This window comes from Pseudomonas sp. SB113, assembly GCF_040754745.1.
GTDB classification, from domain to species: domain Bacteria; phylum Pseudomonadota; class Gammaproteobacteria; order Pseudomonadales; family Pseudomonadaceae; genus Aquipseudomonas; species Aquipseudomonas grimontii.
Genome location: NZ_JBFMHW010000001.1, coordinates 64,871 through 79,349, shown reverse-complemented (window position 1 = coordinate 79,349; position 14,479 = coordinate 64,871). Strand labels below are relative to the sequence as shown.

At 61.3% G+C, this 14,479-nt stretch carries 12 protein-coding genes; 8 read left to right on the top strand and 4 right to left on the bottom strand.

The features are described 5' to 3' along the window. The first annotated feature begins 111 nt into the window (after positions 1-111). Positions 112-870: a hypothetical protein gene (locus tag AB1462_RS00365; RefSeq protein ID WP_090408432.1), complete on the top strand. Its 759-nt coding sequence runs from the start codon at positions 112-114 to the stop codon at positions 868-870. A gap of 45 nt (positions 871-915) precedes the next feature. Here the strand turns inward: AB1462_RS00365 and AB1462_RS00360 are convergent, their stop codons facing one another. Then, a complete protein-coding gene (locus tag AB1462_RS00360; RefSeq protein WP_090408429.1) occupies positions 916-1,380 on the bottom strand; it encodes a CopD family protein in 465 nt (154 codons plus the stop codon). Positions 1,381-1,479: 99 nt separating this feature from the next. Here AB1462_RS00360 and dinG point away from each other — a divergent pair, with 99 nt between their 5' ends. From dinG to pdxH, 5 genes are all read left to right on the top strand, one after another. Next, complete coding sequence (dinG, locus tag AB1462_RS00355) at positions 1,480-3,624, top strand: ATP-dependent DNA helicase DinG (RefSeq protein ID WP_027604440.1); 2,145 nt, start codon at positions 1,480-1,482, stop codon at positions 3,622-3,624. Positions 3,625-3,722: 98 nt separating this feature from the next. Next, positions 3,723-6,020, top strand: a complete 2,298-nt coding sequence (locus AB1462_RS00350; protein ID WP_259192733.1) for a beta-galactosidase — start codon at positions 3,723-3,725, stop codon at positions 6,018-6,020. An 82-nt stretch (positions 6,021-6,102) separates the two neighbouring features. Continuing rightward, positions 6,103-7,248, top strand: coding sequence for a serine hydrolase domain-containing protein (locus AB1462_RS00345; RefSeq protein ID WP_367245949.1), 1,146 nt, complete (start codon positions 6,103-6,105; stop codon positions 7,246-7,248). 143 nt (positions 7,249-7,391) lie between these two features. Next, positions 7,392-8,525, top strand: a complete 1,134-nt coding sequence (locus tag AB1462_RS00340) for an OmpA family protein (protein ID WP_367245948.1) — start codon at positions 7,392-7,394, stop codon at positions 8,523-8,525. Between the two features lie 27 nt (positions 8,526-8,552). Beyond that, a complete protein-coding gene (pdxH, locus tag AB1462_RS00335) occupies positions 8,553-9,200 on the top strand; it encodes a pyridoxamine 5'-phosphate oxidase (RefSeq protein WP_090408416.1) in 648 nt (215 codons plus the stop codon). A 36-nt stretch (positions 9,201-9,236) separates the two neighbouring features. Here pdxH and AB1462_RS00330 read toward each other — a convergent pair whose 3' ends face one another. Then, on the bottom strand, positions 9,237-9,497 hold the full coding sequence (locus AB1462_RS00330) for a hypothetical protein (RefSeq protein WP_090408413.1): 261 nt from the start codon (positions 9,495-9,497) through the stop codon (positions 9,237-9,239). A gap of 157 nt (positions 9,498-9,654) precedes the next feature. Between AB1462_RS00330 and AB1462_RS00325 the strand changes: the two genes are divergently transcribed. Further along, positions 9,655-10,119, top strand: coding sequence for a glycine zipper 2TM domain-containing protein (locus AB1462_RS00325; protein WP_003189251.1), 465 nt, complete (start codon positions 9,655-9,657; stop codon positions 10,117-10,119). A 76-nt stretch (positions 10,120-10,195) separates the two neighbouring features. Here the strand turns inward: AB1462_RS00325 and nhaA are convergent, their stop codons facing one another. Further along, positions 10,196-11,371, bottom strand: a complete 1,176-nt coding sequence (nhaA, locus tag AB1462_RS00320; protein ID WP_090408411.1) for a Na+/H+ antiporter NhaA — start codon at positions 11,369-11,371, stop codon at positions 10,196-10,198. Positions 11,372-11,587: 216 nt separating this feature from the next. On the opposite strand from nhaA, the gene AB1462_RS00315 reads away from it, so the two are divergent. Further along, positions 11,588-12,682, top strand: coding sequence for a PLP-dependent cysteine synthase family protein (locus AB1462_RS00315; protein ID WP_367245947.1), 1,095 nt, complete (start codon positions 11,588-11,590; stop codon positions 12,680-12,682). 122 nt (positions 12,683-12,804) lie between these two features. Here the strand turns inward: AB1462_RS00315 and AB1462_RS00310 are convergent, their stop codons facing one another. Beyond that, positions 12,805-14,418, bottom strand: a complete 1,614-nt coding sequence (locus tag AB1462_RS00310; protein WP_090408403.1) for an NAD(P)/FAD-dependent oxidoreductase — start codon at positions 14,416-14,418, stop codon at positions 12,805-12,807. Positions 14,419-14,479 lie beyond the last annotated feature (61 nt).

Here is a 14,479-nt window from a genome sequence, read left to right as displayed (position 1 = left end):
TCGCTCAAATCGCGGCCCCCTCAATTTTTTTGAACCTTCACTGGCAAATCGCCTGTAGAAGTCGTTACTGTGCGTCCAAAGAAAAATTTGAAAACACTCAGGAGCCCCATGATGCGTAAGGTTTTTCTGTTGGCCCTGTTGGTCAGCCCCGTTGCCCTGGCCCAGAGCGTCAGTGTTGAAACCAACTCATTGATGCGCCTTCCCTCCAGCACCAGCGTGTTGCAACTGGAGCGCCTGGACGTGGCGGACTACGGCACTTTGCTGATTCCCGCCACCATCAGCCAGGTCACGGTGGATGAACTGCACCTGGGCCGCGACGCACGCATCGCGATTGTTCCTGGCAATACCGCGCTGCAATTGCAGGTGCGGCATGCGCAACTTGAGCATGGCAGCCAGATCACCTCGCGCGGTGCCCCCGGCACCCATGAAAAACCGGCCAAGGCTGGGCGTGACCTGAGCTTGCGCATCAATTCGCTGACGGCTGAAGAGTTGTCGGTGGATGCCCGTGGCGGCGCCGGTGCCCAAGGATATGCCGGGCTGGATGGCGCCAATGGCGTAGATCCTGGGTGTACCTGGGGGGCGGCGGGTCGCGGTTTTAATGGTGATAACGGCGGCGATGGCTTGCCGGGTGGGGCGGGTGCACAGGTCCGCGTGGAGTTGCCGAAGGACTTTCCGGCTGAACACATCAAGGTCTGGGTGGATGGCGGTGCTGGCGGTTTGGCCGGTACGGCCGGCAAGCCGGGCAAAGGCGGCGAGTCCAAAGGCTGCCTGGTGTACCGCGCCGATGGTGGCGAGAAGGGCCGACCAGGGTTGGAAGGGCAGCCGGGGCCAGCTGGGCCTGCGGGTACCGTGACTATTCAGCGGCTCTAAGCTTTAAAGAGCTGCAAGCTTCGAGCTTGCAGCTTGCGGCTGTACTCAAAACATCGGCCGAGCCGAAGCAATCGCCACCACCACCAACCCCACGATCAGGTTAATCCCCACCAGCTTGCGAATCTGCCCCAGTGCAGCCGCACCCGCCGGCCAATCCTCAGCCGCCACCGCCGCCTTCAGTTGCGGAAACTTCAACGCCTGGATACGGATAAACAACGCCGTCATCACCAGATACAAACCCATCATCACCTGCACATAGCGCGGCGCGGTTTCAAACCCGCTGAACCGCAGTTGCAGCAGGCCGACACCGCTGATCGGCAAAACCAGCACCGCCACCCATACCCACACGAAAAAACGTTGAAACACATTTGCCCACAGCTTGAGTCGGGCCGGCCCTTCAAGGGCCGCCACAGCGGCGGGGCGCAGGATCATCCAGGCGAAAAACATACCGCCGACCCAGATCAGGGCGGCCAATACATGCAGGGTGTAAGCGAGGCTAAACGCGGTCATTGTGGTACTCCGTTCTGCGCGGGATTAATTAGCGGGGTATGATAGCGGCCGATCCGAACCACTGAAAATTTATCCAGCGTTTTTTGCGCCCGACTATCCATGATCAGCACTGAACTCAAAACCACGATCCAGGGCGCCTACACGCGTTTTCTCGAAGCCAAGAGCTTGAAACCGCGCTACGGCCAACGCCTGATGATCGCCGAAGTGGCCAAGGTCCTCGGGGATATCGACACCGACGACGAAGGCCGCCGCGAAGGTGAGCCCGCCGTCGTGGCCGTCGAAGCCGGCACCGGTACCGGCAAGACCGTGGCCTACAGCCTGGCTGCGATCCCTACCGCCAAGGCCGCCGGCAAGCGCCTGGTGATCGCCACCGCCACCGTCGCCCTGCAAGAGCAGATCGTCTACAAAGACCTGCCCGACCTGATGCGCAACAGCGGCCTGAACTTCACCTTCGCCCTGGCCAAGGGCCGTGGCCGCTACATGTGCCTGTCCAAGCTCGACGTGCTGCTGCAGGAAGGCCATGCGCAAACCGCCACGGCGTCGTTGTTCGAGGAAGAAGGCTTCAAGATCGAGGTTGATGAGGTCAGCCAGAAGCTGTTTACCAGCATGATCGAGAAACTGGCCGGGAATAAATGGGACGGCGATCGCGACAGCTGGCCCACGGCCCTCGAAGATGCCGATTGGGCGCGCCTGACCACCGACCACAGCCAGTGCACCAACCGCCATTGCCCCAACTTCGGCCAGTGCGCCTTCTACAAGGCCCGCGAAGGCATGGGCAAGGTCGACGTGATCGTTACCAACCACGACATGGTCCTGGCCGACCTGGCCCTGGGCGGCGGCGCCGTGTTGCCGGACCCGCGTGACACCCTTTATGTGTTCGACGAAGGGCATCACCTGCCCGACAAGGCTATCGGCCACTTCGCCCACTACACGCGCCTGCGCTCCACCGCCGACTGGCTGGAGACCACCGCGAAGAACCTCACCAAATTGCTCGCCCAGCACCCGCTGCCCGGCGATTTGGGCAAGCTGATCGAACAGGTGCCGGAGCTGGCGCGGGAGATCAAGACCCAGCAACAGTTCATGTTCAGCGCCTGCGAGCAGGTGGCCGACTTCAAGCCCGGTGAAGATGTGGAAGGCCGTGAGCGCCCGCGTCACCGCTTTGTCGGTGGGATGATCCCCGAGCATATGCGCGAAATGGGGATCGAGCTGAAGAAAGGCTTTTCCCGCCTCACCGACCTGTTCACCCGTCTGACTGACTTGCTCAAGGAAGGCATGGACGGTGAGGTCAACATCGGCATCGCCAGCAACCAGGCCGAGGAATGGTACCCGCTGTTCGGCAGCCTGTTGTCCCGTTCCCAGGGCAACTGGGAGCTGTGGACGGCCTTTACCGTCGAAGACCCCGAAGACAACCCGCCCATGGCCCGCTGGCTGACCCTGTCGGAAAGCGGTGCGCTGTTTGATATCGAGGTCAACGCCAGCCCGATCCTCGCCGCCGAGATGCTGCGCCGCAACCTGTGGAACGTGGCGTATGGCTGCCTGGTGACCTCCGCCACGCTGACCGCCCTGGGCACTTTCGACCGCTTCCGCATGCGCGCGGGCTTGCCGAAAAAGGCCGTCACTGCGGTGGTGCCAAGCCCGTTTCATCATGCCGACGCCGGTGTGCTGCGGGTGCCCGACCTCAAGGCCGACCCACGGGATGCACCGGCGCACACCGCGGCGATCATCCGCGACCTGCCATCCCTGGTGGAAGGTTCGCGCGGCACCCTGGTGTTGTTCTCGTCGCGCAAACAGATGCAGGACGTGTTCGACGGCCTTGACCGCGACTGGCGCAAACAGGTGTTTATCCAGGGCAACCTGTCCAAGCAGGAAACCCTGAACAAGCACAAGGCACGGGTCGATGGCGGCGATTCCAGCGTGCTGTTCGGCCTTGCGAGTTTTGCCGAAGGCGTGGACTTGCCCGGTGCCTACTGCGAACACGTGGTGATCGCCAAGATCCCGTTCTCGGTACCGGATGATCCGGTCGAGGCCGCATTGGCCGAATGGATCGAAGCGCGGGGCGGTAACCCGTTCATGGAGATCTCGGTGCCGGATGCTTCCTTGAAACTGGTGCAGGCCTGCGGTCGCTTGCTGCGTACCGAGGAAGACCGGGGCACCATCACCTTGCTCGACCGCCGCTTGGTTACCCAGCGCTATGGCAAGGCGATCCTGAATGCGTTGCCGCCGTTCCGGCGCGAAATTTCTTAAGCCGCCGTGGGCGAATTCGCCCACCTCGTGGTCTATCTCACTGCTATCGATTTTTGTCATCAGGCCATTCACCGGCCGTTTGGGAGAACCTTGTTCGTATGATTCGCACGCTGCCCGCCCTTTTTGCCCTGCTGTTCACTGCGCCCTTGATGGCCGCGCCCGCGGGGCAACAGACATTGTTCAACTTCGTCCGGCCTGCCGATGTGGTCAAGGTGGCGACCCAGGACGCCAGCCTGCCGCAATACAATGCCGAACAAACCCCTGAAGGCGAGGTGTTGCGCCGCATCACCTTCAATCCGGCCGCCGAGCCGAGCCTGGTGCTCAGCCCACAGGCCGGTACCTGGGACTGGTCGCAGTCCGGTGCCATGAGCCTGCGTATCCAGAGCGCCATGGACTGGGCGCTGACCCTCTACGTCAAGGTGCAGAGCAGCGATGGCAAGACCCTGGTCAGCCGCATCGACCTGCCGGCCGGGCCGGCCCAGACCTTGCTGGTCCCGCTGCAAGCCAACTCGCCGTTGAGCCAGGGCATGAAGGCCGGCCCGCCGATGCCGATCACCGTGGATGGCCAGCGTGTGTTGCTGGCCAGCAGCATCGGCGAAATCGACCGCAGCCAGGTGGTCTCGGTGACCCTGTCGATGATCAAGCCCAACGCCGCGCAAAGCATCCTGCTGGAACGCTTTGGCGTGCAGGACAGCGAGCCGGTGCTGAAGGCGGCCTACAGCGAACTGGTGGATGCTTATGGCCAGTCCACCCGCGCGCGCTGGCCGGAAAAGGTCAGCAGCGACGAACAACTCAAGGCGGCCGCGGCAAAGGAGCAAACCCAATTGCAGGGCTGGCTGGCCGCGCGTGATAAATCCGCATTGGATAAATTCGGTGGCTGGAACAAAGGGCCGGCGTTCAAGGCCAGTGGCTTTTTCCGCACCGAAAAGCGCGACGGTCGCTGGTACCTGGTCACCCCTGAAGGCCATCCGTTCTATTCCTTGGGCGTCAATACCGTGGCCCCGGACAACAGCCAGACCTACGTGGCGGGTCGTGAGTGGATGTTTGCGGCGCTGCCAAAGGCCGGAGAGCCCTTCGACAAGTACTACGGCAGCGGCGATAACCGCACCGGCAATGGTGCGGGTGAAGGTCGTAGCTTTGGTGCCGGACGTTGGTACGATTTTTACGGCGCCAACTTGCAGCGCACTTATGGCGGCGAAGGGTTTGACCAGAAACGCTGGGTTACCCATACCCTAGATCGCCTGCAAGCCTGGGGCTTCAATACCGTCGGCAACTGGAGCGCCGGCGCGTTGGCCACTGCCGACCGTGTGCCGTACACCTTGCCGTTGTCGATCGTTGGCGACTACGCCAGCATCAGCACTGGCACCGACTGGTGGGGCGGCATGCCCGATCCGTTCGATCCGCGTTTCGCCATGGCGACCGAGCGCGCGGTGGCCATTGCCGCCCGCGACCACCGCGACGACCCCTGGCTGATCGGCTTCTTTGCCGATAACGAACTGGCCTGGGCCGGCCCCGGCGATGACCCGAAATCTCGCTACGCCCTGGCCTACGGCACCTTGCGCATGACCACCGACGTACCGGCCAAGCGCGCGTTCCTCAAGCAATTGCGTGACAAATACCGCAACGAGCAAGGCCTGTCGAAAGCCTGGGGCATCGAGTTGGCGGGTTGGGAGTTGATGGAAGATCCAGGTTTCGAACCGCCTATGCCCAACCCTGAACACCCGGAAATCGAAGCTGACTTCAAGTACTTCCAGAAGACCTTTGCCGATGCCTACTTCAAGACCATCTCCGACTCGCTGAAATGGCACGCACCCAACCAACTACTGCTGGGCGGGCGCTATGCGGTGAGTACGCCGGAAGCCGTAGCGTCATGCGCGCAGTATTGCGATGTGCTGAGCTTCAACATGTACACGCTCAAACCCCAGGACGGCTATGACTTTGCCGCGCTTCACGCACTGGACAAACCGGTGTTGATCACTGAATTCAACTTCGGCTCTGCGGACCGTGGCCCGTTCTGGGGCGGCGTGACCCAGGTGGCCAGGGAAGAAGAGCGTGGCGCGGCGTATGCCAACTTCCTCAAGCAAGCCATGGCCGAGCCGTCAATTGTCGGCGTGCATTGGTTTCAGTACCTGGACCAGCCGGTGACCGGCCGTTTGCTGGACGGTGAAAACGGCCACTTCGGCCTGGTGGGCATCACCGACGTACCGTTCCAGGGTTTTGTTGACAGTGTGCGTAGAAGCAACCTGGCGGCGGTGGATCAACTGGGCAAGGAAGCAGAAAAGGCCAAGGCCGCCAGCACCGTTCGTGAAAGCGAAGGCAGCAAGCCTGGGCATGATGGCAAAGGCCCGGGGCAGGGCGCCGGACACGCCGGTGGGCACTCAGGAAATGGTCATTGATTCATCGTTGACGGGTTCACAAATCCCATAATGGCTGGAACAATGTCGGCCACTTTTTACGGTGTTTTCCGAGGGGGCTTAGGTGCAGGTTCAGGGTCATTACGAGCTCCAGTTCGAAGCGGTGCGTGAAGCGTTTGCCGCGTTGTTCGATGACCCGCAGGAGCGTGGTGCCGGGCTCTGCATCCAGATCGGCGGCGAAACCGTGGTCGACCTGTGGGCCGGTACCGCCGACAAGGATGGTACCGAGGCCTGGCACAGCGACACCATCGTCAACCTGTTTTCCTGCACCAAGACCTTCACCGCTGTCACGGCCCTGCAACTGGTGGCCGAGGGCAAGTTGCAATTGGACGTGCCAGTGGCCAGGTACTGGCCCGAGTTCGCTGCTGCCGGCAAGGAAAACATTACGCTGCGCCAGTTGCTCTGCCATCAGGCCGGGTTGCCGGCAATCCGCGAGATGCTGCCCACCGAAGCCCTGTATGACTGGCAATTGATGGTCGACACCCTGGCAGCCGAAGCCCCGTGGTGGACACCGGGCCAGGGTCATGGCTACGAGGCGATCACCTACGGCTGGCTGGTCGGCGAATTGCTGCGCCGCGCCGATGGGCGTGGGCCGGGTGAGTCCATTGTGGCGCGGGTGGCACGGCCGCTGGGGCTGGACTTCCATGTGGGCCTGGCCGATGAAGAGTTTTATCGTGTTGCACATATAGCGCGCAGCAAAGGCAATATGGGCGATGAAGCCGCGCAACGTTTACTGCAAGTAATGATGCGTGAGCCCACCGCCATGACGACGCGGGCATTTGCCAATCCGCCGTCTATTCTCACCAGTACTAATAAACCTGAATGGCGACGCATGCAGCAGCCAGCGGCAAATGGTCACGGTAATGCACGCAGCCTGGCCGGTTTTTATAGTGGTTTGTTGGACGGTAGTTTGCTGGAAGCCGACATGCTCGAAGAATTGACCCGTGAACACAGTATCGGGCCGGATAAAACATTATTGACACAAACCCGCTTCGGCCTGGGCTGCATGTTGGATCAACCGCAGTTGCCCAATGCTACGTTTGGCCTTGGCGCGCGCGCTTTCGGGCATCCCGGCGCCGGCGGCTCGGTGGGGTTTGCCGACCCTGAGCATGATGTAGCGTTTGGTTTCGTGACTAATACATTGGGGCCTTATGTACTTATGGACCCGCGTGCGCAGAAGTTGGTCGGAATATTGGCCGGTTGTCTGTAAACCCCTTGCTGTTTCACATTTTTTTGTTACAAAGGCAACTATAAGAAGACGCTGAACGAAATGATGTAACTTTAATGTTCTGTAAGCGTCTGTTTAACGGGTCATCGAGACCCCCGTTTCTTTTCTCATTTTGTGGATATCTCATGTTATCGAACAAGTCCTTGGCTCTGGCGCTTTGCCTCACTATTACCGGTTGCGCACAAACTCCACAAAATGATGCCGAGGGTGGGCATTGGTGGTCATTTGGATCGGATAAGGCCACTACCAAGGACGCCGTGACCCAAACCGATGCCAAGCCTGCTGCCGGCGCCAAGCCTGCCGCACCTGTAGCCGCTGCTGCTGCGCCTGTTGCCGCCGCGCCAGCGCCAGCCGCCAAGGCTGATACCGGTTCGAGCTGGTGGCCGTTCTCCTCCAAGAGCGCCGACGAGAAGGCCGCTGATGCCAAGGCTGACCTGAAAGCCGACCTCAAGGCCGCGGAGCCTGCCCCTATCGTCGCCAAGACCGACACCGAGACCCACTGGTGGTGGCCGTTCGAAAGCAAACCCAAGCCATTGGCCAAGGTCGACGTGACCAATGTGCCGATGCCTGACCCGAAAATCACCCAGGCCTGGTTGGACGACTATGAGCCGCGCCTGCGCGCCGCTATCAAGGACAGCAACCTGCAACTGGAACGTCGCGACAACGTGCTCGTCGTGATTGCTCCGGTAGACGGCTCCTACAACCCAAAACGCCCGGCGATGCTGCTGCCGGTTACTTTGGGGCCGTTCACTCGCGTTGCCAAGGCGGTTGAAGCCGATCCAAAAACCGCCGTGTTGGTGCTGGGTCATGTGGATGCCACTGGTACCGCGCCTGCCAGCCAGGCCCTGACCAAGGAGCGCGCGCAGTCCATTGCCTCGATCTTCAGCCTCAGCGGCCTGAAACAGGACCGCCTGATGCTGCGTGGCATGGGTGACCTGATGCCGCGTGCCGCCAACGACAGTACCCAGGGCCGTGCCTTGAACCGTCGTATGGAAATCATGTTCACCCAGCGCACGACCATGCTGGCACTGTTGAGCAAGTATCAATCGGGCAAGACCCCGCCTGTAGCCGAAATGGTTGCGGTGCAGGACGTTCCAGCCCCGGCCGCCAAAGCACCGGCTAAAAAGGCACCCGCCGCCAAAAAAGCTGCTGCCAAGCCAGCGGCTAAAAAAGCCCCGGCCAAGCCAGCTGCCAAGAAACCGGCCCCAGCCAAAGCCAAGGCTGCTGCACCGGCTGCGAACGACCAGGCGAAAAACTGATCCGCTGAACCAGAAGGATAAAGCCGCATGACCCAGGCACTGGCCGATATGCGCCGTGACTACACTCGGGACGGTTTGAGCGAGGCCCAGGCCCCGAATGAGCCGTTTGCGTTGTTCCACCAGTGGTTTGCCGATGCGGTGAAAACCGAGCAGCCACCGGTGGAAGCCAATGCCATGACCCTGGCTACGGTCGACCAGGACGGTCGCCCGCACTGCCGCATCCTGCTGCTCAAGGGCTTGGATGCGCAGGGCTTTACCTTCTTTACCAACTATCAGAGCGCCAAGGGTGAACAGCTCGCGGCGCGGCCGTTTGCGGCCATGACGTTCTTCTGGCCGACCCTGGAGCGCCAGGTGCGCATTGAAGGACGGGTGGTCAAGGTTACACCTGAGGAGTCGGACGCTTATTACCAGGTCCGCCCCCTGGGTAGCCGTTTAGGCGCGTGGGCGTCCCCGCAGAGCCAGGTCATTCGTGACCGTGAGGAGCTGCAGGACCTGCTCAAGGCCACCGAACAGCGTTTCAGCGACACCCAGCCCGATTGCCCCGAGCATTGGGGTGGCTACCGTTTACTCCCCGAGCGTATCGAGTTCTGGCAAGGCCGCTCCAGCCGCCTGCATGACCGCCTGAACTACCGCCTGCAAGGGACCGAATGGGCCCGCGAGCGCCTGGCGCCCTGAGCGGCACCTTTCGTCACCTCACTGGAATGATGTCGATCACACCGAAGTCTCTGCTGAAGAGGCTTCGGCTGTGTAGTGCTGTGCGGCATTTTTCAGCCACTGCGGCAAGTCGCTTCGCTTGATCTTCGACACCCGCGCCTGCTCCAGTTGTTGCAGCATGAAGGCACGTTTGCGCAGGTCTTCGCCCGCCAGGGACAATGCCAGGTCGCGGTCTATCCAACGCCGGATACGCAGGTACAGCCAGCCGTGGAAGTACAGGCCGGCGGCGGTAATGACTACAATGATGAAATAGTCCATGAAGTTCCTGGTTACGATGAGAGAGCTACCGTTGGTCGGTATTTTTGGTACGGACAGTCTGTACTGAGGCTGAATGAAAGCAATTTCCTGCCGGGCTTGTCGTGACAGGCGTCAAGCTGCAGCGTCTAATGAATACCTGTCCTTTGGAGTTGATGCTATGCGTAAGTCCGTTTTACTGGTTGCCTGCTTTACCACGCTGTCGTTGCTGCTGGGTGGCTGCGCCTCGAGTCTGACCGGCGACTCGTACTCCCGTGACGAAGCGCGTCGTGTACAGACCGTTCGCATGGGCACCATTGAATCCCTGCGTCCGGTAAAAATCGAAGGCACCAAGACCCCAATCGGCGGCGCTGCTGGCGCGGTCATCGGTGGTGTTGGCGGCAGCGCCATCGGCGGTGGCCGTGGCAGTATCGTGACTGCCGTGATCGGCGCCGTTGCCGGCGGCCTGCTGGGCTCGGCCACCGAAGAAGGCCTGACCCGCACCCAAGGCGTGGAAATCACCGTTCGCGAAGACGACGGCAGCATGCGTGCCTACGTACAAGCCGTGCAGGAAAATGAAATCTTCCGCATCGGTGATCGCGTACGCATCATGACCGTTGATGGCACCAGCCGCGTTACTCGCTGATCGGTAGCTGCAGGCAAATAAAAAACCCCAACCGGGTGACCGGTTGGGGTTTTTTATGGGCTGCATTTCAGTCTGCTCAGGCTTTTTTGCGACTCGCCATCGCCGTCACCACATACCCAATACACGCTGCGAGTATCGACCCGGTCAGAATCCCCATTCGATCCTCCCCGGCAAACTCACTGGCACCCGGCACAAACGCCAGGGAGCCTACGAACAAGCTCATGGTGAAGCCGATGCCGCACAGGATTGCCACGCCGAAGACCTGGCCCCAATTGGCGCCACTGGGCAGTGCTGCGAGGCCGGTCTTGATGGCCAGCCAGGTGAGGCCGAACACGCCGATGGTCTTGCCGATCAGCAGGCCGGCGGCAATGCCCATCGGCACGTGGTGGGTGAAGCTTTCCAGGCTGACCCCGGTAAGTGACACCCCGGCGTTGGCAAAGGCGAACAGCGGCAGGATGCCGTAGGCCACCCACGGATGCAGGGCGTGCTCCAGCGTGAGCAGCGGCGAGGGCTCGGCGTTCTTGGTGCGCATCGGGATGCAGAACGCCAGCGTCACGCCCGCCAGGGTGGCGTGCACGCCGCTCTTGAGTACGCACACCCACAGGATCAGGCCGATGATCAGGTAGGGCCCAAGCTTGATCACGCCCAGGCGGTTCATTGCAATCAAGGCAATCAAGCAGGCGCCCGCGCCGGCCAAGGCCGCACCGGACAGGTCGGCGGAATAGAACACGGCGATAACGATGATCGCGCCAAGGTCGTCGATGATAGCCAGGGTCATCAGGAACAGCTTCAGCGACACCGGCACCCGCTTGCCCAGCAGTGCCAGGACACCCAGTGCGAAGGCGATGTCGGTGGCCATCGGGATTGCCCAGCCGGAGAGTGCGGCGGGGTAGTCCTTGTTGATGGCCCAGTAGATCAGCGCCGGCACCACCATACCGCCGATGGCAGCTGCGCCAGGCAGGACCACTTGCGAAGGCTTGGACAGGTGGCCGTCAAGCAGCTCGCGCTTGACCTCCAGGCCGATCAACAGGAAGAACAGGGCCATCAGGCCATCGTTGATCCACAACAGCGCGGGCTTGGCGATTTGCAGCGCGCCAATCTGGGCCACCACCGGCACGTCGAGAAACGCGCCGTACAGGTGCGACAACGGTGAGTTGTTGATGATCAGTGCCAGGGCTGCCGCGGCGATCAACAACAGGCCGCTGGCGGCTTCCAGCTGGAAGAAACGGGTGAAAGTGCTACGCAGAGCCAAGGGATGCTCTCCAATCCGGATTCAATAGGTGGGTACCCTAACCCGTACCGTTAGTTGTTAAAACAAAAGTTATATTCTTATTTGTTATAAGAAGCGGGCGGGTTTAGTGTTGCGCCAGGGCGTGGAGATTGTGTGTCCAATTGAGTCGCTACTGTATCTGTGTCGAGTGTAGGAAAGATCCTAATATTGACATCGAAATTCTTAGAGAACCCCATTATGAGCGACCAACGCCCCTGGGCCCGTGAAGCCATTCGCATCATTGAAGCGGACTTCCAGCGCAGCGCCGACACGCACCTGATCCCCTTGCCGCTGCCAGGTTTGCCGGGCATCGAGTTGTACTTCAAGGACGAGTCGAGCCACCCCACCGGCAGCCTGAAACACCGGTTGGCCCGCTCGCTGTTCCTGTATGCGCTGTGCAATGGCTGGCTCAAGCCCGGCGCGCCAGTGATAGAGGCGTCCAGCGGGTCTACGGCGATCTCCGAAGCCTACTTCGCTCGCCTGCTTGGCCTGCCGTTTATCGCGGTAATGCCCGCCACCACCTCCCAGGAAAAGATCGCGCAGATTGCCTTCTACGGCGGCAAGAGTCATTTGGTACAGGATCCGACGCAGATCTACGCCGAGTCCGAACGCTTGGCGCAGGAAAGCGGTGGTCATTTCATGGATCAGTTCACCTATGCCGAGCGTGCCACCGACTGGCGGGCGAACAACAACATCGCCGAATCGATCTTCCAGCAGATGCGTTTTGAGCGGCACCCGGAGCCGAGCTGGTTGATTTCCAGCCCCGGCACCGGTGGCACTACCGCCACGCTCGGTCGTTATGTGCGTTATCGCCAGCACTGCACTCGCGTGTTGTGTGCCGATGCCGAGCGCTCGGTATTCTTCGATTTCTACCAGAGTGGCGACGCCAGCCTGCGCCTGGACTGCGGTTCACGTATCGAAGGCATTGGCCGGCCTCGGGTCGAGGCGTCGTTTCTGCCCAAGGTGATCGATGCGATGGTCAAGGTGCCGGATGCGCTGTCGCTGGCAGCCATGCATTACCTGGCTGAGCGCTTGGGGCGGCGTGTCGGCGGTTCCAGCGGGACCAACCTGATTGGCGCATTGGTGGCGGCGCAGCAGATGAAGGCGGCGGGGGAGTCAGGTTCGATCGTGGCGATTTTGTGTGATGGGGGGGAGCGGTATGCCACCACCTATTACGATCAGGCGTGGTTGGCGGGGCAGGGTTATTCGCTGGCAGGTTTGATCTCGGCCGTTGCGGCCAGTGTGGAGCAGGGCGAGCCATTACCAGCCAACATCCTGCGCGCGAATATCTGATACAACGCAAAACCAATGTGGGAGGGGGCTTGCCCCCGATAGCTGTGTTTCAGTCAACTTATCCTGCGACTGATTCACCGCTACCGGAGCAAGCCCCCTCCCACATTTAATTTGCGCTGTTCTCAGGCTTTGATGCCGAGCATATCCCGCGCCAACGCCTCGGCAATCCGAATCCCATCAACCCCGGCCGACAGAATCCCGCCCGCATAGCCAGCGCCTTCACCGGCCGGGAACAGGCCTTTCACGTTCAAGCTCTGCATCGATTCGTCGCGGGTAATCCGCAGCGGCGACGAGGTGCGCGTCTCGATACCGGTCAACACGGCATCGTGCAGCGAGTAGCCCTTGATCTGCTTCTCGAACGCCGGCAGTGCTTCGCGGATCGCTTCGATGGCGAAGTCCGGCAAGGCCAGGGCCAGGTCACCCAGGGCCACCCCTGGCTTGTAGGACGGTTCCACACTGCCGATCGCAGTGGACGGCTTACCGGCGATAAAGTCGCCGACCAACTGTGCCGGGGCCTCATAGTTGCTGCCGCCGAGGATGTAGGCGTGGGACTCCAGGCGCTCCTGCAGCTCGATACCCGCCAGCGGGCCGCCAGGGTAATCCACTTCCGGCGTGATGCCGACCACGATGCCGGAGTTGGCATTGCGCTCGTTACGCGAGTACTGGCTCATGCCGTTGGTCACCACACGGTTCGGCTCTGAGGTCGCGGCCACCACGGTGCCGCCCGGGCACATGCAGAAGCTGTAGACCGAACGGCCATTCTTGGCGTGGTGCACCAGCTTGTAGTCGGCGGCGCCCAGCTTTGGGTGCCCGGCATATTTGCCCAGGCGCGCGGCGTCGATCAGCGATTGCGGGTGTTCGATTCGGAAACCCACCGAGAACGGCTTGGCTTCCATGTACACGCCACGGCCGTGGAGCATGCGGAAGGTGTCGCGGGCGCTGTGGCCGAGGGCCAGGATTACGTGCTTGGAGAGGATCTGTTCTCCACCGTCGATGACGACGCCATTCAACTGGCCGTCTTCGATCAGCACGTCGGTCACCCGCTGCTCGAAACGCACTTCACCGCCCAGGGCGATGATCTGCTCGCGCATGTTTTCCACCACACCGGTCAGGCGGAAGGTGCCGATGTGCGGCTTGCTGACGTAGAGGATTTCTTCCGGCGCGCCGGCCTTGACGAACTCGTGCAGGACTTTGCGGCCGTGGAATTTCGGGTCCTTGATCTGGCTGTAGAGCTTGCCATCGGAGAAGGTCCCGGCGCCGCCCTCACCGAACTGCACGTTGGACTCGGGGTTGAGCACGCTTTTGCGCCACAGGCCCCAGGTGTCTTTGGTGCGCTGGCGCACTTCCTTGCCACGTTCGAGGATGATCGGCTTGAAGCCCATCTGTGCCAGCAGCAGTCCGGCGAAGATACCGCACGGGCCAAAACCGACGACGACAGGCCGCTCGACCAAGCCTTCCGGGGCCTGGCCGACCACCTTGTAGCTGACGTCCGGTGCCGGGTTGACGTTGCGGTCATCGGCGAACTTGAGCAGCAGGGCGGCTTCGCCTTTCACATCCAGGTCGACGGTGTAGATGAAGCACAGTTCCGACGACTTCTTGCGGGCGTCGTAGCTGCGTTTGAACAAAGTGAAATCGAGCAGGTCATCACTGGCGATGCCCAGGCGCTGCACGATGGCAGGCCGCAGGTCTTCTTCGGGATGGTCGATGGGCAGCTTGAGTTCGGTGATTCGTAACATGACGGGATCCGGTAGGCGGCGGACAAAGAGGCCGGCTGTTTTGCAAACCGGCGATTATAAG